Origin of the sequence: Winogradskyella sp. (assembly GCF_028282165.1) — a bacterium.
GTDB lineage: Bacteria > Bacteroidota > Bacteroidia > Flavobacteriales > Flavobacteriaceae > Winogradskyella.
In genome coordinates this window covers 199,491-217,631 of the sequence record NZ_JANQIM010000033.1, presented here as the reverse complement: position 1 = coordinate 217,631, position 18,141 = coordinate 199,491, and the positions used below count along the sequence as shown (strand labels likewise).

Genomic DNA, 18,141 nt, shown 5'->3' with positions numbered 1-18,141 from the left:
TAATGAGCTTAAGGAATTTTAAAACCTCAAATCCCATTTTTAACGGTTATTTTTGGGACGATGGCCAATCATCGACCAAGAAAATGTCTGTTGCAGGCATATTTATGAAATCCATGTTAGGGATTTTGGTAATTGCCACTATAACTGCTTATCTGTGGAAACTTAATGAAACTGGTGCACCTATGCGATGGTTTACACTCGGAGGCATGTTAGGAGCAATTGTTGTGAGTGTTTTAATCTCTGTTAGACAACATTGGTCTCCAATCTTGGTTCCATTGTATGTTATAGCTAAAGGGGTTTTTTTGGGAGGTTTTTCATCATACGCCCATCAAAATTTTCCTGAATTGCCTTATCAGGCGATAGGTGTTACTATTGTGACGTTTTTTGTAATGCTACTATTATATCAGCTAAGGATTATTGTCGTTACCAAAAAACTACGAAGCGTTATCATTACAGCTACAGTTAGTATTATGGTTGTTTATCTTATATCCTTGATATTGAGCTTTTTTGGCATTAAACCATATATTTGGGGAACCTCATGGCTGGCTATTATATTTAACGTTTTGGCTGCTATTGTGGCTTCGTTTGCACTACTTTTGGATTTTGATTATATAGAACGCTACAAAAATAAGGCTCCAAAATATAAGGAATGGATTGCAACTTGGGGGCTACTGGCAACGCTTATTTGGTTGTATGTTGAAGTTCTAAGATTGATGCAAAAATTAGCGATACGATTCTAAATTTCACTCAAACTGATGTCTTAATTATAATCTAATCAATCTCTACAATTACTGGCAACTCAAAAGCTGTGGTCACTTGCTGCCCTCTTTTTATAGCCGGATATATCCTTGGTACGTTTTTTAAGCTTTGGTGAAGTAAGCTATCTATTTTTGGGATTTGAAATTGGGTTTCGGCCTTTATGACCATATCATCTATCTTCAATAGCCCTTTTCTATCAATAATCAGTTGTAATCGTATGGTGTCGTTAACGTCTTCAGCTACTATTATATTTTGATTTGCCAAATATTGATTCACATAAGACAACAGTGTATTTTGAAAACACATTTTGCCTTCTTCCTTAGTGGTCATGGAGTCACAACTGCTAAACGTTGGATAGGTATCCACATCATTCCAATTAAAAGTTTGCAGTTCTTCCTCTAGTAAGTCTTCGACATTTACTTTTTGTTTTTCAAAATAATTGCAAGACGTAGAAAGAACAATTAAAAAAAGACAAACTAATCGATTCATTAATACACTTCTAAAGGCGAAATGTACAATATTTTTATCATTTTAATTGTTGTCCCCTAATGTAACTTTGACATACTTCTTGCGTCATATCAGTGAATCTAAATTATCTACATGGAATTGTTTTTAGTAATTGTAGCGTTTCTTTTAATGCTATTGGGAATTTTAGGTAGTTTCTTGCCTGTGATACCTGGACCGTTAACCAGTTGGGCAGGGTTTTTAGTACTTCATTTAACAAAAGGTGTACAATTAAGCAATACCTTTTTAATTGTCACCCTCATAGTTGCAGTTTTTATATATGTTTTGGACTATATAATCCCAGCTATAGGCACCAAACGCTTTGGAGGTAGTAAGGCTGGAATGATTGGTACAACTTTAGGGCTTCTTGTTGGATTGTTCTTCCCTCCATTTGGTATTATTATTGGCCCTTTTATTGGCGCATTAGTGGGTGAAATGATTCACAGAAATGACACAGGAAAAGCGCTAAAGGCTGCTTTTGGATCGTTTTTAGGTTTTATTGCCTCTACATTTTTGAAGTTTATAGTTGCCATTATATTCTTGGGTTTTTTTATTGTAAAACTCTCTGAACATAATGCCAATTGGTTCTAAAATCAAAAAATAAAACAAAAAAAACCTAGTCGTAAAGTACAACTAGGTTTAATTTTTCTTGCTATTAACTCAACAATTACTTAAGAGGGATTAATTAATTCTTGTTGACTTGGTGTAAAGGTAAGTTAATGCATTATTTTTTTCTTACGGTAAAACCGCAAACTTGATGCGGAAAAACCGTAATCTTCATAAATAATAGGAGATTCAAGCGCTTTTTAGTCTAAAAAAATGTAGCTTTTATATTTACAAATAACCTTTCTCCCTTGCCTCTTGCAATAAGGTTTCGTCCTTGCCATCGGTAACCGAAAATAATAATTTGAGTTGTTTTTTTCGTTTTTCTATGGCACTTGTAGATAATGGAATATACTCGCTTAAGCTTTTTGTCTTGATCCCCTGGGATAATAAGTGAAGAATTTTTCTATTAATATCATCGACGTAGATTTCACTTGTAATGGTCTTTTTTACATAGTTGCTCACCGTACTGCTGTAATATGGAGGATATTTTAGAATTTGCTGAAAAGCATCTGCCAGTTCCATAGAGGTTAAATCACTCTTTATAAGAAACCCATCTGGGTTTATTTCTTTAATGATATTGTGAATTCTGAACGATTCATTAAACATGGTAAGTATAATAATTTTGGCATCTGGTAATACTTTTTTGGCCAAAAGCGCCAAATCTTCACCTGAGGCATATCTACCATCTTCAGACGGTGGTAAGCTTATGTCAAAAAAGCACACATCATAAGGTGTGCCTTTTGATGCCCTGTTAATCATTAATTGTGCGGTATCACAATTGTTAGCAGTGTCAATAAGCAAGGTTTGGTCATCGTCTTTAGTTGCCATTAACACATTTTGGTAGCCCTCAATAATTATTGGGTGATCATCTACCATTAAGATGTTAATATGTTTCATGTCGATTAGTTTGCGTAGGGAATCTTAACGTTAACAGTTGTACCATTACCAGATTGAGAGGTGAAAGTGATTTTTCCATTAATATTCTCAACGCGAGACCTCATGTTTTTTAAACCTATACCTTTTTTGCTCTTCGATGTGTCAAATCCCTCTCCATCATCAATGATGTCTAAGCAAATTACGTTTTTTTCTAGGGAAATACTAATTTTTATGGCTTTTGCTTTGGCATGTTTATAGATATTTTGCATCGATTCTTGTATAATCCTGTAAATGTTGATTTTAGTTTTATTGGATACAGAATCCCAACTAATATCGTCGGTATATTTGAAGTCGTATTCTAGTCCGTAAGCTTGTGTTTGATTTTCAATTAGTTCTGAAACGATATCCATAAAACCAGAACCAGATACAAAATCTGTGTTTAACTCGTGGGAAATTTTACGAATATCTTCTTCGATTGTTTTAAGCTGACCAATATAATTTGCCCTAGTCATCATGGCTTCTTTGCCATCATTAAAGTTAATACTATCCAAACTCAAACGCGTCCCAAAAAGACGTCCTAGTACACCATCGTGCAATTCTTCTGATATCCGTTTTTTCTCCTGTGTTCTGGCCTCGTCAACTTTATCTTGTTGGCTCAGCATTAAATTATAAATATCCTCATTGGCTTTTTGCTGTACTTGGATTAATTTTAATTTTCTATTTTTGGCACGTTGCGAAATCACTACATATACCAGAACTGCGGTTAATAATAACCCTGCCGATAGAATGGCTAAATAAAAATTTTCTTTAGAAATCTGTTCGTTTTCGGCTTCGAGCTGGTCGGTTTCTAGTTCTATTCTAGCATATTTATTTCTAACACCTCGTTCAACTTTCAGAATACTGTCTGTAATCTTAATATGCTCATTCAAATATTTAACTGATGCTTCGCCCTCATTCATCTCCGACAATAGCAATAGTGACTCTAGGAGAATTTCGTTTGATTTTATATTCTTTGCTAAATTGTAGGCGTCTTCTACTTTTTCTAAGGCATTTTCTTTTTCATTAATTCCTTTATAAAACTTGGCCATACTAATAGCAGTAGCCATTTTTGTAATGTTATCATTAATACTATCGGCAATTCTATAAGCCCTATCGAATGTGCTTACTATTTCTTCTTTGTCATAAGATCCATTTAGAAACTTGGTAAACGCTAAATTTTCTAGAATCAATGCATAAAATGATGGGTCTTCCTGATAAAGGTTTTCCACATCTAAGATATCTGCTAATATTTTAATGGCCTCATTATACTTTTTCTGTTTCCGTTTTACAAAAGCCATGTTATTTAGAGTAAAGATACCATTGTTGAAGTCATTCTTCATTCGTCTTGCAACGTTGTAGGCTTGTTGATGGTACTCTAAAGCTTGTTCATTGTCGTCTAGGGCATCAGATATGCTTGCTAATGAATTGTACAATATCCATTTTTGATCTTGAATCTCATTTGTCTCTTCAACCCCATCGAGTAATCTCAAGGCTTTAACGGCATTCTCTCCTGCTCCAAAATAATCTTTACCATCCAATTGCAATTTAGACAGATTTCCAAGAGCATAGGATAAACCGACGTCTGCGTTAATCTGATCAAACGCCTTAACTGCCTTAGAGTAATAATAATAGGAACTGTCGTATGCATCACTTAAAAAAAAGGCATAACCAAGGGCGTCATAGGCACGTGCCAAGGAACTCGAATCATTAAGTCGCTTTGCCAAAGATTCTATTTTCCTATTACTAATTATATTATTGGCAAAGTCACCATTATTAAAATAATAATTACGAATATTTTTTTGTGTAATTAAAAGAATAGAATCGTTTCTTAATTGCTTTGCTATATTGTTAGCTTGGGTTAATAATTCGAATTGTTTAAGACTAGAGTAATCTTTGTTTTGTGCATCATTAAGAAGTCTGGATATACTATCCGTTAAGGCTTTTTCTTTAACCGTTTGGGAATAACTGAGCTGGGTTAATAAACTTAGTATGACTATTCTTAAAAAAATTGGCTTCAATACTTCTACAATCTGAATATTTAATCAAATTTAATATAAAATATAATCTTTTGCTCTAAATAGTCTTTTTGTAACCAACTAAGCCCTTGCTTAAAAACAAGGGCCAAATACTTTATAGTTTTAATTAATGCCTAATCTTATTGCTGACTAGGTGTTTTTAATTTTGATTTTCTGTGCGCTAATAGATCAATGTGTGTAGAGCTCTCCTTATAAGTTGGCTCATTATCAGCAACAACTTTTTCAGATTGAACACCAGATACTGTCAACATCGCAATGGCAACTAAAGCTAGAGTAATTTTTAGGGTTTTCATAAGTATCAATTTAGGGTTTAAATAAATAGTCAATATTAAATTGCATAGCGACTTTCGCTATAGTGAGGGAGGAAAATGGATAATTAATATTGTAGGTTTTAACCTAAATTGTACTAAAATAAAGCGAGGGATGCTTTAAAAATGTTTAATGGATAATAAAAATTCTTGAAAGTTTGATTTGAGGGCTTACAAGAGACACAAATATAAATGTATTTAAACCATAAGCAAAAGAAACATCGATGAAATACACTTAATTATCGTTTAAATGCATTTATTCTGTTCAAAACATGTTGAAAACTAAAAAAAGTATCCCTATTCTCCTCTGTAGTTTTACTTTGCTAAAGCTTCGCAGAATGAAGAAAAAAGGAAAAGCTCTAATTATAAACATCTAAAAAACGATTATGTCTATTTTATTATTTGCGACAGTAACTTCTTTAAAATTGGAATCAGAATTTCTTTCTCTTGTTGACTTAAAGATTTAATAGCGTCTGAAGCTTCTGCAAATCTAACTTCAATAGCTCTATCAATTAGCTCTTTTCCTGCATCTGTTAAAACAACTTTCTTTACTCGCCCATCTTTAATATCTGGAGCTCTATATATCAACCCAAGACGCTCAAGTCTATCAATCAAAGTTGTAAGTGCCCCAGACGTGATTAAAACGGACTGCATTAATTCTTTAGGAGATAACCCATATGGCGCGCCCTTTCTTCTAAGTGTTGCCAATACATCTAAATCCGTATAATTAATACCTATCTCTTTTAAATTGACTGAAGCTCTCCTTTCAAGTTTTTTTCCAAGAAATAACAATCTCCCAACGATATGCATCGACGAGGCATCAAGATCAGGTCTCTCTACGCCCCAATCTTGTATTAAATGATCTATTAAATCTAAATCCATATGAAGTTATCGAATTTTATCTTTACATAAAGATATATTGTATATATTTGTGATACAGTTTGTTAAAAATACTCAACCATTCTACTCAAAATAACATGCTTGGAGGTGAGGTAAAATGATCAAAACCAATAGTTATATTAAGTCGATACTATTAATAACTACATTGCTTGCCACATTTATTATTAATGGTTGCAATAATAAAGAATTTAAAGATAATCCAGAAACAGACAATAATCCTATTCACTTCATAAGTCAATCTAATGCAAATACTAGACCCACATATAATTCAACATAAAAAAATACAAACTATTTCAACAGGTAGAGGAATTGAAGTAAAAGCAATTGAACAAGCTGTAAACTGCTCAATGGATAATGAAATTGATGTTTTGACTTACTCTGACCCAAAATTTAGAAATGATGATAGAAAAGAAGACCTAAATATTTTTCACTATGATTATAACCTATTACTAATTTCCAACTACAATAAATATAATGACTCAGGTAAAAAAATGACAAACACCCAAACTGATCCATTCTTTTCATTTTGTTTTAAGTCTCCAGTTCTAGGTAGTATTGTAGCTATGATCAAAGAGATCAACAATGATAATCCCACTTAACTTAATCATCCATTAAATCTAGAGATGCTATAACTGTCTAAATGACAACAGGCTGCACTCTTAAACCTTGCACAAATTATTAAAATCAATACTCGTACAATAAATTCTACTGACTATGAAACTTTTCCGTTGTTCCTATTTATTCAAAGCTCTTAACATATTAGCCATAATCTTATCGCATCAAACTTTTTGTCAAAACCTAAAATTTGAATCCGTTGGTGAAGGTGATGACATTATATTACTGGCGGGTTTAACCTGTTCTGCTGATGTTTATAATGAAACCATTGAGGAATTTAAAGATGAATACAGGTTTCATAAGTTAACCTTGCCTGGATTTGCTGGTGTTGACCCCATCCAAAACCCTGAGCTAGGTTATACGGATGCAATTCAAAAATTAATAGTTGCTTATGTTCGAGAAAACAAAATCACTAAACCGATTATAATTGGACATAGTTATGGTGGATTTTTAGCATTAAAACTTGCTTCTGAAAATCCTGATTTACCAAAAAAGCTAATAATTTTAGATGCACTTCCTTTTTTACCGGCAATTCAGATGAAAGAAATTCAAAATGAACAAGATGCACTCAAAATGGCTGAAACCATTAAAACCAACATGTTAAACTCTGTTTCCCAATCCGAAGAAGAACGCTTTGAAAGTCAACTTAAATTTGCTAAATATATGGTGAAAGATGGAGATAAAGCAAAGGTCATTGCTAAGTGGGGAGCTATAAGTGATCCCGTTAGTATGGCACAAGCTGTATTTGAAATGTACTCGACAGATTTAAGGGATCAAATTATTGAAATCAAAGCCCCTACCTTAGTTATAGGATCATGGATAGGGTATAAAAATTTTGGGGTAACTAAGGAATCTAATACTGAAAGTTACAAACTACAATACAAAAACATTAAGAATGTAACCATTGATATGTCGGATACTGGAAATCATTTTATTATGTGGGATGATCCTAAATTCTTTTATACTAAAATGAGAACGCATTTAGATAATTAATATTCGACCTGAATAAAAAATGACATCGTAGAAAAATTAAATAAAATATCTTATTTAAGACAATCTATATCCCTTATTTTCATTCTGACTACTTTTTCAATTTACACCAAATCGTTAGAGCACTTAAATGACCTGTTAAAAAAACTCAACGAAAATGAAATCGCTTCAGTGGCAGCTTAAATTATAGAGTCTATTGAATTTACTCATATTAGTGATAAGGGCTATATAGATGTGATGAAAAACTAAATGATTTCGATTGAAACTCCATTCCATATGGCATCTGTTTCAAAAGTTGTTACCCACATAGGAGTTTTCAAAATGATTAGGCTTGGCTTAATCGATCTAAATACAGATACAAATAACTATTTAGAATTTGAGATTAAAAATTTATCTTTATATAAAGATAGTTTGTATATTTACGTTATCAAAATGTATCATATAAGACAATTGGTGCATTAATAAGTTAAACTATAATTCAATCAAAAAATGTTATCAAAAAAGTTTCATCGTCAATTGTTATGCCTTCCAATTCTGCTTTTCCACTTAAATTTTGTGTCAAGTCAAAGCATTGAACCACTAAAAAACAATATCAATTATGGAGATTATGCGGTCGGGTTTTCCTTAATTGAAAAACACGATAATAGTAGAGTATATCAATTAAACCAGATTTCTCAAAGCAACAAAAGACCTTTGCAAATTGGAGTTTGGTATCCAGCTAAAAACCTGAATGGCAATCAACTTTCCCTAGCTGATTATATCAAAATAACATCCAGATCCGAATCTTTAGTTGAGGAATCAAAAAAAGAACAAAAAGTAATCGCAGAGTTTAAAAATGCGGCTCATGTAGATAATTCTCGTTCTGAAAAGGTTTTGAGTAGTTCCTTCATGTCAAGGAAAAATTCTGATGCTGCAGAAGGTAAGTTCCCTCTAATTATTTATGCTCCTGCCTCCTCTGCACCGTTTCATGAAAATTTTCTATTATTTGAGTATTTGGCCAGTAAAGGATACGTGGTTATGTCTTCTAAGTCGAGAGGCGTTAGAAGCCCAACAACAAATGCAAGATGGTCTGGTGTTGAAGCTCAAGTGAGAGATATGGAATTTATTATGGCGGAAGCATCAAAAATGAAAAATGTCGATGTTAACAACATAAGTGTTATAGGAAGGAGTTGGGGCTCAATCGCAGCACTCGTTTTTTCGATAAGAAATAAAGAAGTAACCCGTTCAATTACAAGTCTAGACGGGACGCTAAGCTACAACGCAATTGAATTATTAAAAGACTCTCCATATACAGATGGAAGTTTTGTTTATAGACCTATTTTTTTAGCCGTGGGTAAGAAAAGATCTGAAAATGCCACTCCTATAGATCGCAAAAACTACTATGAAGATATCGTTTATGCAGATGCCCACACGGTTGAATATGACGAAATGAGGCACACTGCTTTTTCAAGCTATTTTCTAATCTATCATTATCTTTTAAACAAGGGGATTGATGCAAAAACATCCGACGATTTAATTACAGGCTATATCAATGCCATAGAACATATCGAGGAGTTTATTAGCTTCTATTGCGGTAAAAGTGATAAGATTAACATCGATTCTTCAGAGTCTTATGGATATACATCCAAAGAAGCCTCTAAAATATTACCGCCAAATTATGAGGATTTTGGTTATGCACTTCAAGTAAACGGTGTAGATGCTGCCATATCTGTATATGAACAGGCTTTCAAATCAGATCCAGACTATGCCAATAAAGAACTATTTGGAGCCAGTTACATTAATACAATTGCTTATAAGTATTTGTCGTCTGGCGAAACAAATGATGCTATAAAACTCATTGAAATGGCTATTAGAGCTTATCCTAACAACGCTAATCTTTATGACAGTTATGGTGAGTTCCTTCTTAAAAATGGGAATAAAGAACAAGGCCGTAAAGCTTATGAAAAATCACTTAAGCTAAATCCTAAAAATGACAATGCCAGAAAAATATTGGACGAAATGAAAAAATAAGAGTTAAGTTTTTGATTAAAAGAGCACAAAAAATTTGACACTGATTTTAAAATATATTACTATTCTAGAACAAAGCAGTGTATAATTATGACTCTAACTATAAATCAAACAGTACAAAACTCCAATCCCCTCTAATATATTCTCCCCTATCATTTCTATATATTCCGACTTGAAAACCATTTTTGTTAGGATATAAATAAGCTATAGAAGTGTAAAAATGATCTTGGTCACCATCGTCAACCATTTGATGGCTTAACTGGATCACGTAATTATCATTATGTGTAAATCCTTCTGGCAGTACTACTCTATACATTTCACCGTGATACCCACCTCTGGTATCTATAGTTATCCCTGGAGTAGAATTATAAATTGTCCCATCTGATCTCACATTCCCTATTGCAATTATTCTTGGCATAGTATTATATTTTAAAATTTAACTTAACCCCAAGTTACAATGTAGAGGAGTATAAAAATATACGTAGAACTACGTATTTTTTATTCGCGATCAGATACTTAACATTGTGTTTACGCAATACTTCACCAAAATAAAAAAGCATCCCGATTTACCTGTATAGTTCTACTACGCTGAAGCTTCGCAGAACAAGGGAAAAAGGAAAGCCTTTCATTGGTAAGTCCCCAACTTAATTGGAAATCTTACAACTACATCCTGACGTTTACAGTCAGGACAACACAACATCTTTATACTAAAAAAGCTCTAATTTCTCAGAGCCTTTAGACTCCCGATAGCTATCGGGATTGCGGTCTGGACGGGACTCGAACCCGCGACCCCCTGCGTGACAGGCAGATATTCTAACCAGCTGAACTACCAGACCGTTGCATAATTGCGAGGGCAAATATACACTGCATTTTTAATTCCGCAAACAAAAAAGAAAAAAATATTAGTTGGCTTAGACAAATTTTTGACGCTCTATCATATAAGTCGTAAGGATATGATTAAAACCTTGGGTGATATCTGCCTCAACATATTTTATACGGTATTGCCCGCACTTTAATCGCAAGTCATTAAAGTAAGATTCAACCGCTTTTTCATAGTTTTCTTTAATATTATCTGGATATAAATTAATGTAATCACCTGTTTCAACATCAATAAAGCGCTTAGGCCTATTGTCGAAATCAAAGGCTAGTTCTTTCGATTTATCAAACACATGAAATAGCACTACTTCGTGCTTATTATGTTTTAAATGACGGAGTGCTTCAAACAGCTTTTCATCCTCTTCAGAAGTTTGAAACATGTCTGTAAACACAAAAATCAAAGAGCGTCTATGGATTTTTTCGGCTATCTGATGCAAATACCTATAGGTCTCGGTTGTCTTAGAGTCTGGTTTAGACACAACAGCTTCACTTAGCTTGCTCAGTAACATTTGATGATGCCGTTCACTGCCTTTTTCTGGAGCATAGAAATCATATTTATCACTATAAATACTTAGTCCAACCGCATCTCGCTGTTTCTTTAAGATATGCATAAGCGAAGCACAAGCTAAAGCAGAAAAGGCCGACTTGTTAAGACTGTTTATAGTTGTACCTGCAGATTCGGGGTAGTGCATTGATGTGCTATTATCCAAAATAAGATGGCATCGTAGATTGGTTTCCTCATCGTACCGTTTGGTATACAAACGATCTGTTTTGGCAAAGAGTTTCCAATCAATATGTTTGGTACTTTCCCCTTGATTATAAATCTTATGCTCTGCAAACTCGGCCGAAAACCCATGAAAAGGACTTTTGTGCATCCCTGCAATAAATCCTTCTACGACTTGTTTTGCCAAAAGCTCAAGGTTTTTAAAGCCGCCTACTTTATTTAATTCTAGCTGTAAGTCCATTAAAATTATACTACATTCTAAATCATTTCGAACGAATGTGAGAAACCCCGCCCTTTAGATCTAACTTCACTGAATCTTATAGTTTCTGGTCGCTCTCCCCCGATAGCTATCGGGACTGCTCTGTCTGAATGACAAAAGTTTATAAGTTATTAACGTGCACAAACTAAAAAAGGTTTGCCGCAATGGCAAACCTTTTATCATTTCTTTTAGAATCTAATATCTATTATAATAGTGCATCTATTGCATCTGCATAAGCTGTTTTTGGTGCTACACCAACTTGACGCCCTACGACTTCTCCGTTTTGAAAAACCAATACCGTTGGTATGTTTCTCACACCGTATTTTGCAGCAAATTCTTGATTGGCATCAACATCTACCTTGCCGACTACAGCTTTACCTTCGTACTCATTGCTAATTTCGTCAATGATAGGTCCTACCATACGACATGGTCCACACCAAGCTGCCCAGAAATCTACCATTACTGGCTTATCGCTCTTTAATACCGTTTCTTCGAATGTTGCATCTGTTATTTCTAATGCCATAATATGTTAATTTTAATATATTTTACTTCAGTTTAATATGCAAAATTAGTCAAAAAAAATGCCAAACCTTACATTTGCTGTATTCGATTTGGTTATGGTACTATTACCTAGTTTTATGTTAGTTTAATTTATACATCACATCCAATTCTTGCAATTCGTAAAGTAACTCTTGGGTTATCTTTACTTTTTGTTTACGGCTAGGCATGGTTAGCTTTAACTTATCTTCATTATCATAAACCACAAAATTAAGTGTATGATTGCCTTGGTGTAGCCTAAACATATCTTGCAGTTCGGAAATTTTGTCTCTTTCCAAATCCTCTATATTCAATTGAATGGATAACTTCTTGGCGTACGTATCCATAACATCATGCAAAAGTTGAAAATTATTAAACTGAATCCTCGGTTCTCCTTTTTGCCCTGTATCTCGCTTAATCCAACCCTCTTTTACAAAAACCCGTACATAGACAAAGGAATTTTGCACCAAAAAATGCCTGAATTTTAGGTATTCTTCGCCAAATATCCTAAACTCATAACTGTCCGTATAGTCCTCTATGGTAAACGCGGCCCAACCTTTTCCTTGCTTACTGACACGATGCTGTATATCTGTCACTACCCCACCAAATGTGACTTCCCTATTGACTATGGACTGCAAATCATTAAATACCGAAACCGTTCCGTTACAAAAGGTTTGCATCTCAATCTTAAAATCATCTAACGGATGACCCGAAATATATATACCAACCACTTCTTTTTCCCTAGACAGCTTTTCCATGGTTCCCCATTCCTCGCATGGTGGTACTTGTGGTTCTGGAATTTGCACTTCACTGGTGTTGCCAAATAAACTTACTTGAGCAGAGTTTTCGTTCTCTTGATATTTAGAGCCATAACGCATCGCTTTTTCTAAAAAAGTAACATTATCGCCATCATGTGCAAAATATTGAGCACGGTGTGTTTCTGTAAAACAATCAAATCCACCTGCATTAGCTAAACCTTCGAACGACTTTTTATTGGCTGCTCTTAAATCTACACGTTTTGCCAAATCAAAAATAGATCTGTAATTACCGTCTTTCTTTCTATTATCTACAATAGTTTTAACCGCACCATGACCAACACCTTTTATAGCTCCCATTCCAAAACGTACGGCATTATTTTTATTTACCGAAAACTTGTAATAGCTTTCGTTAACATCTGGCCCTAAAACTGGTAGGCGCATACGCTTACATTCTTCCATAAAAAAGGTGACCTGTTTTATGTCGTTCATGTTGTTCGATAAAACTGCGGCCATGTATTCTGCTGGATAGTGTGCTTTGAGATATGCCGTTTGATAGGCAATCCAAGCATAGCAGGTTGAATGTGATTTGTTAAAGGCATAACTTGCAAAGGCCTCCCAGTCTTTCCAGATTTTCTCAAGCTTTTCCTTGTCCATACCTTTAGCTGCTGCTTGATCTATAAACTTGGGCTTCATTTTGTCGAGAACAGCCTTTTGTTTTTTACCCATAGCCTTACGTAAAACATCTGCTTCACCCTTAGTAAAATCGGCTAGCTTTTGGGACAATAACATCACCTGCTCTTGATAGACTGTAATACCATACGTCTCCTTCAGGTATTCTTCCATCTCAGGTAAATCATAGATAATCTCCTCTTTACCGTGTTTACGATTTATAAAACTCGGAATGTATTCCATCGGTCCTGGGCGATAGAGTGCATTCATAGCTATTAAATCATCAAAAACCGTGGGTTTTAAATGCTTCATATGCTTTTGCATTCCAGGCGATTCGTACTGAAAAATCCCAACGGTTTCACCACGCTGGAAAAGTTCATAGGTTTTTTCATCATCTAAAGGAAAGCTTTCTGGATCGAGTTCTATACCATGCTTAGCTTTTACAATTTTAACGGTATCCTTTATTAAAGTGAGTGTCTTTAATCCTAGGAAATCCATTTTCAATAAGCCAGCACTTTCTACAACCGAGTTATCAAATTGCGTCACGTACAAATCAGAATCTTTAGCTGTAGCGATCGGTACATAATTAGTGATATCGCCTGGTGTAATGATAACACCACATGCATGAATTCCTGTATTTCTCACAGAACCTTCCAAAACCCTAGCCTGATTTACGGTTTCGGCCTGTAGATCCTCACCATCAGAAATGTTAAGCAACTGGTTGACTTTTTCAAGTTCTTCTTGTCTAAATTTCTGGGCGAGTTCTTTCTCACTCTTTCCGAATATTTTTCCAAGCTTGGACATATTGGGAATCAACTTTGCAATATGGTCGGCCTCATTAAGCGGTAAATCCAATACACGAGCAGTATCCCTAATTGAAGACTTAGCGGCCATAGTACCATAAGTGATGATCTGTGCTACTTGGTTAGCACCATATTTATCAATGACGTATTGCATGACACGGCCACGACCTTCATCATCAAAATCAATATCAATATCTGGCATACTGACACGATCTGGATTCAAAAAACGCTCAAAAAGCAAATCGTACTTAATTGGGTCTATATTAGTAATCCAGAGGCAATAGGCAACAACTGAACCAGCTGCTGAACCTCGCCCAGGACCAACAGAGACATTCATATTTCTTGCTTCGCGAATAAAATCTTCAACAATTAAAAAATAACCTGGATAGCCTGTATTTTCAATGACACTTAGCTCAAAATCGAGACGCTCTTTTATCTCTGGTGTAATCTCACCATAACGTTTTTTTGCACCCTCATAAGTTAAATGCTTCAGATATGCATTTTCGCCTCGCTTGCCTTCATCCAATTCGTCTTGTTTATCCTTAAATTCGTCAGGTATATTAAACGCTGGCAATAATACATCGCGTGCCAACTCAAAAGGTTCGATCTTATCAACAATGTCTTGAACATTAACAATAGCTTCCGGAATATCCCTAAATAAGGCTTTCATTTCCTCAGAAGACTTAAAATAATATTCCTGGTTAGGCAAACCATAACGATAGCCTCGACCTCGACCTATTGGAGTGGCTTGTTTTTCACCATCCTTAACACACAGTAAAATATCATGGGCATTGGCATTTTCTTGTTCTACATAATATGTGTTATTAGTAGCTACTAGTTTTATATTATGCTTCTTTGCAAATTGAATTAATACTTGGTTAACACGATTTTCATCTTCTTGATTATGACGCATCAATTCAATATACAAATCGTCTCCAAAGGTATCTTTCCACCATAATAAAGCTTCTTCGGCTTGGTTTTCTCCAATATTCAAGACTTTGCTTGGAACTTCACCATAGAGATTACCTGTTAAACAAATAAGGTCTTTTTTATATTGCTCAATGAGTCCTTTATCAATTCTTGGCACATAGTAAAAGCCATCTGTAAAAGCTGCAGAAGACAACTTGGCCAGATTATGATAGCCATCCTTGTTTTTGGCCAAGAGCACAATTTGATAACCATTATCCTTTCGAGTTTTATCCACGTGGTTTTCACACACAAAAAACTCACAGCCAATAATTGGCTTAATGACTTGCCCTTTTGTCTCTTCTCCATTAGCTTCCGCTTCAGCATGTTGCGTTTTTATGGCTTTATTATGATTAGAAACAGCTTGTACAAAATGGAAAGCTCCCATCATATTACCATGATCCGTTAGTGCTACTGCTGGCATATTTTCTTTTGCTGCAGCAGTAACCAAGTCATTAATACTTATAGTGGATTGCAGGATTGAGAATTGCGAATGGTTATGAAGGTGCACAAAATCCACATCAGCCAATCGAGAAGCTGCGACTTTATCAGTTTCTACCGGGACATGTTCCGCTTGCTCTTTTTGAAGTCGTTCATTTATCTTAGCACTTTCTCGCTTTAGATTAATGTGTTTAAGCCCAATAAGTTGAATTTCATTGGGGTTTTCTTCAGAAAACTTTTCGAAATAATCGGGCTGTACATCTAGTTCTTCTTTAGTGTACTCCTTTCTTCTGATTAATTCCAAAAAACAACGTGTCGTTGCTTCTACATCAGCAGTAGCATTATGGGCTTCCGCAAAAGGCTGATAGAATAAAAATTCATGTAATTCCGTTAGAGTTGGCAACTTAAATTTGCCACCTCGGCCTCCTGGAATCTTACATAGACTTGCCGTGTGTTCAGTACAGGTATCCAATACTGGTAATTCCTGAAGCGGATTCGCCACATCTCCTCGTATAAATTCAGCCCCCATTATATTTAGATCGAACTTCACGTTCTGCCCAACGACAAATTTGGCTTTGGAAAGTGCCAAATTAAATTTATTCAAAACTTCGGATAAAGATACGCCCTGCTCTTGTGCCAGCTCGGTAGAAATCCCATGAACTTTTTCGGCATCATAGGGAATATTGAAGCCATCTGGCTGAATCAAATAATCTTCATGCTCAACACAATGGCCCATAGCATCGTGTAATTGCCATGCAATTTGGATAGCCCTTGGCCAGTTATCTGTATCTGTAATTGGCGCATCCCAACGCTTAGGTAAACCTGTGGTTTCAGTATCAAATATTAAGTACATACTATGAAGTTCAAAGTTTTAGGTTTGAAGTTCAAAGTTTTTCTTGCTCAAGCACATAAAGAAAAACTTTGTCGAAATCTAGCCTCTAAAATTAAGTAGAATTTCCGCTTTTTTAAAGTGAAGTTATAAACAGTTGTAAACAAAGCGCCACCCAGTTTTTGGGTGGCGTTTTAGTTTTACTATGCCAATTATGTCTATGCTTGCAAATAATCTGGAACACCATCCATATCCGAATCTACAGCATCTGCAGGATCGCCATCTGCATTTGGATCTGCATTCTCATCAATAGTGAGAATAGTATCATTATCATCGTCATTATCGAGGTAATCGGCTATACCATCACCATCGGTATCACCTGTTTCAAAATTTGAAAATAAACCATCTCCATCATCATCATTATCTAAATAATCTACGTCGCCATCGCTATCAGTATCAACCGGATTCCCATCCATATCTACAGCCTCATCTGCTGTTAAAACCCCATCACCATCATCATCATTATCTAAATAATTTGGCACACCATCGCCATCTATATCATCATTGGTAAAATCGCCATCACCATTAAAATCCTCAAAAACATTTGGCACACCATCACCGTCATCATCACCACAATCCAAATTATCTAGTTCTGTCTGCTTGCTCCCATCTTCATCACCACAAATATCAATTTGTTCTTGTAAGAAAAATTGGTATTGCGCACAGAGTGCATCGTAATTTCCTATGGTAGCTGCATTGTATTGTAATTCTGCTTCATTCCTATTGGCAGTGGCTATCTCACAACTAATTTGGCAATTTCCTAGTGCATCAATCTCATCTTGAATTTCCCCATCAATATCGCCGCAAAATCCACGTTGCTCGGTTAATGCAGCTATGTAAGCATTACAGGCTGCTTCAAAAGTAGCACTATCGATAAAGTCTAAACTTGAGTCGAAAGTTGCTTCATAAGCCAATCGTGCAGTTTCCGCCTCCATCTCCTTATCTGCACAAGTTATAGGGTCAGCGGGAATTTCGCCAGAGACCAAAGGAACTCTAAAGAAAATACCTCTAGAATAACCGACCGAATTTAACCCAGAGGCATCAAAAGCCAAAAATCTAAACGTTCCTGTAAAAGCACCTTGCGTTAAATCAATCTCCTCTATGACGATTTCACCCAATTCAGGATAAACAGAAACACTAGGGTCAGGCCTGTTGTTAGTGGAAAAAACGGTTCCAAATGCGTCAATATACTCGGCTTCTATGGCATTAACATTACCAACTACGTAGGTCCCTTCAATTGCTGAAGGTACTCTCAAGTTGATAGTCTCTACATTATTTGTCCCAGTAATTGTCAGTGCACCACTGACTTCTATACTTGCAGAAAAGGCCCTTGCCCTCCAAAGTTGATTGGCGCGATCACCTTGAAAAGCTGGTGAATTGAACTCTACTTCATCTCCACAACCATATGCCGTTAAAAAAATGAGGGTTAAGAGGATTAGTTTTTTCATGGCTTACTTACATACAAATTTATATTGTTTCAAATATAACGAAACAAGAATCCCAAAAGTATAATATTTTTTTTACTTGACTTATGTTCCTTTCTTCTTTTGGTTAAAATGAAAATCTTTCAGTTAAAATG

15 protein-coding genes and 1 tRNA gene are annotated in these 18,141 nt (G+C 35.2%); 5 read left to right on the top strand and 11 right to left on the bottom strand.

What is annotated here, in order from left to right; translation table 11 throughout:
* The first annotated feature begins 2 nt into the window (after positions 1 to 2).
* On the top strand, positions 3 to 740 hold the full coding sequence (locus tag Q0972_RS13015) for a Bax inhibitor-1/YccA family protein (RefSeq protein ID WP_299366215.1): 738 nt from the start codon (positions 3 to 5) through the stop codon (positions 738 to 740).
* Between the two features lie 31 nt (positions 741 to 771).
* Here the strand turns inward: Q0972_RS13015 and Q0972_RS13010 are convergent, their stop codons facing one another.
* The gene (locus Q0972_RS13010) at positions 772 to 1,248 is read right to left on the bottom strand and encodes a hypothetical protein (RefSeq protein WP_299366213.1); all 477 of its coding nucleotides are present in this window, start codon (positions 1,246 to 1,248) and stop codon (positions 772 to 774) included.
* 111 nt (positions 1,249 to 1,359) lie between these two features.
* Between Q0972_RS13010 and Q0972_RS13005 the strand changes: the two genes are divergently transcribed.
* Entirely contained in the window at positions 1,360 to 1,854 is a 495-nt protein-coding gene (locus Q0972_RS13005) for a DUF456 domain-containing protein (RefSeq protein ID WP_299366211.1), read from the top strand.
* Positions 1,855 to 2,097: 243 nt separating this feature from the next.
* Here the strand turns inward: Q0972_RS13005 and Q0972_RS13000 are convergent, their stop codons facing one another.
* From Q0972_RS13000 to Q0972_RS12985, 4 genes are all read right to left on the bottom strand, one after another.
* Positions 2,098 to 2,766: a response regulator gene (locus tag Q0972_RS13000; protein WP_299366210.1), complete on the bottom strand. Its 669-nt coding sequence runs from the start codon at positions 2,764 to 2,766 to the stop codon at positions 2,098 to 2,100.
* 5 nt (positions 2,767 to 2,771) lie between these two features.
* Complete coding sequence (locus tag Q0972_RS12995) at positions 2,772 to 4,802, bottom strand: tetratricopeptide repeat-containing sensor histidine kinase (protein WP_299366208.1); 2,031 nt, start codon at positions 4,800 to 4,802, stop codon at positions 2,772 to 2,774.
* Between the two features lie 137 nt (positions 4,803 to 4,939).
* Positions 4,940 to 5,113 carry a hypothetical protein gene (locus Q0972_RS12990; protein WP_299366206.1) on the bottom strand — a complete coding sequence of 58 codons (174 nt, stop codon included), beginning with the start codon at positions 5,111 to 5,113 and terminating at the stop codon, positions 4,940 to 4,942.
* 405 nt (positions 5,114 to 5,518) lie between these two features.
* A complete protein-coding gene (locus tag Q0972_RS12985) occupies positions 5,519 to 6,010 on the bottom strand; it encodes a MarR family winged helix-turn-helix transcriptional regulator (RefSeq protein ID WP_299366204.1) in 492 nt (163 codons plus the stop codon).
* A 260-nt stretch (positions 6,011 to 6,270) separates the two neighbouring features.
* Here Q0972_RS12985 and Q0972_RS12980 point away from each other — a divergent pair, with 260 nt between their 5' ends.
* The 3 genes from Q0972_RS12980 to Q0972_RS12970 all read left to right on the top strand — a co-directional run bounded on the left by Q0972_RS12980 (position 6,271) and on the right by Q0972_RS12970 (position 9,643).
* Positions 6,271 to 6,627 carry a hypothetical protein gene (locus Q0972_RS12980; protein ID WP_299366202.1) on the top strand — a complete coding sequence of 119 codons (357 nt, stop codon included), beginning with the start codon at positions 6,271 to 6,273 and terminating at the stop codon, positions 6,625 to 6,627.
* 115 nt (positions 6,628 to 6,742) lie between these two features.
* On the top strand, positions 6,743 to 7,636 hold the full coding sequence (locus tag Q0972_RS12975; RefSeq protein WP_299366200.1) for an alpha/beta hydrolase: 894 nt from the start codon (positions 6,743 to 6,745) through the stop codon (positions 7,634 to 7,636).
* Between the two features lie 552 nt (positions 7,637 to 8,188).
* Positions 8,189 to 9,643, top strand: a complete 1,455-nt coding sequence (locus tag Q0972_RS12970; protein ID WP_299366198.1) for a hypothetical protein — start codon at positions 8,189 to 8,191, stop codon at positions 9,641 to 9,643.
* A gap of 97 nt (positions 9,644 to 9,740) precedes the next feature.
* Here the strand turns inward: Q0972_RS12970 and Q0972_RS12965 are convergent, their stop codons facing one another.
* From Q0972_RS12965 to Q0972_RS12940, 6 genes are all read right to left on the bottom strand, one after another.
* Positions 9,741 to 10,058, bottom strand: coding sequence for a hypothetical protein (locus tag Q0972_RS12965; protein WP_299366196.1), 318 nt, complete (start codon positions 10,056 to 10,058; stop codon positions 9,741 to 9,743).
* A 344-nt stretch (positions 10,059 to 10,402) separates the two neighbouring features.
* Positions 10,403 to 10,476: transfer RNA gene (locus Q0972_RS12960), tRNA-Asp, on the bottom strand.
* 75 nt (positions 10,477 to 10,551) lie between these two features.
* On the bottom strand, positions 10,552 to 11,481 hold the full coding sequence (locus Q0972_RS12955; protein WP_299366194.1) for a DUF58 domain-containing protein: 930 nt from the start codon (positions 11,479 to 11,481) through the stop codon (positions 10,552 to 10,554).
* Positions 11,482 to 11,704: 223 nt separating this feature from the next.
* Positions 11,705 to 12,022 (bottom strand): thioredoxin, encoded by a 318-nt coding sequence (trxA, locus tag Q0972_RS12950; RefSeq protein WP_299366192.1) that lies wholly within the window; start codon positions 12,020 to 12,022, stop codon positions 11,705 to 11,707.
* Between the two features lie 118 nt (positions 12,023 to 12,140).
* Positions 12,141 to 16,526 (bottom strand): DNA polymerase III subunit alpha, encoded by a 4,386-nt coding sequence (gene dnaE, locus Q0972_RS12945; protein WP_299366190.1) that lies wholly within the window; start codon positions 16,524 to 16,526, stop codon positions 12,141 to 12,143.
* Positions 16,527 to 16,720: 194 nt separating this feature from the next.
* Entirely contained in the window at positions 16,721 to 18,010 is a 1,290-nt protein-coding gene (locus Q0972_RS12940; protein WP_299366188.1) for a DUF6252 family protein, read from the bottom strand.
* Between the last annotated feature and the right edge of the window lie 131 nt (positions 18,011 to 18,141).

Excerpts from the sequence above, each read along its gene's own strand:
- Q0972_RS12990 (WP_299366206.1), bottom strand. The coding sequence starts at position 5,113 with ATGAAAACCCTAAAAATTACTCTAGCTTTAGTTGCCATTGCGATGTTG.
- trxA (WP_299366192.1), bottom strand. The coding sequence starts at position 12,022 with ATGGCATTAGAAATAACAGATGCAACATTCGAAGAAACGGTATTAAAG.
- Q0972_RS13010 (WP_299366213.1), bottom strand. The coding sequence starts at position 1,248 with ATGAATCGATTAGTTTGTCTTTTTTTAATTGTTCTTTCTACGTCTTGC.
- Q0972_RS12980 (WP_299366202.1), top strand. The coding sequence starts at position 6,271 with ATGCAAATACTAGACCCACATATAATTCAACATAAAAAAATACAAACT.
- Q0972_RS13000 (WP_299366210.1), bottom strand. The coding sequence starts at position 2,766 with ATGAAACATATTAACATCTTAATGGTAGATGATCACCCAATAATTATT.
- Q0972_RS12955 (WP_299366194.1), bottom strand. The coding sequence starts at position 11,481 with ATGGACTTACAGCTAGAATTAAATAAAGTAGGCGGCTTTAAAAACCTT.
- Q0972_RS13015 (WP_299366215.1), top strand. The coding sequence starts at position 3 with ATGAGCTTAAGGAATTTTAAAACCTCAAATCCCATTTTTAACGGTTAT.
- Q0972_RS13005 (WP_299366211.1), top strand. The coding sequence starts at position 1,360 with ATGGAATTGTTTTTAGTAATTGTAGCGTTTCTTTTAATGCTATTGGGA.
- dnaE (WP_299366190.1), bottom strand. The coding sequence starts at position 16,526 with ATGTACTTAATATTTGATACTGAAACCACAGGTTTACCTAAGCGTTGG.
- Q0972_RS12965 (WP_299366196.1), bottom strand. The coding sequence starts at position 10,058 with ATGCCAAGAATAATTGCAATAGGGAATGTGAGATCAGATGGGACAATT.
- Q0972_RS12975 (WP_299366200.1), top strand. The coding sequence starts at position 6,743 with ATGAAACTTTTCCGTTGTTCCTATTTATTCAAAGCTCTTAACATATTA.
- Q0972_RS12985 (WP_299366204.1), bottom strand. The coding sequence starts at position 6,010 with ATGGATTTAGATTTAATAGATCATTTAATACAAGATTGGGGCGTAGAG.
- Q0972_RS12940 (WP_299366188.1), bottom strand. The coding sequence starts at position 18,010 with ATGAAAAAACTAATCCTCTTAACCCTCATTTTTTTAACGGCATATGGT.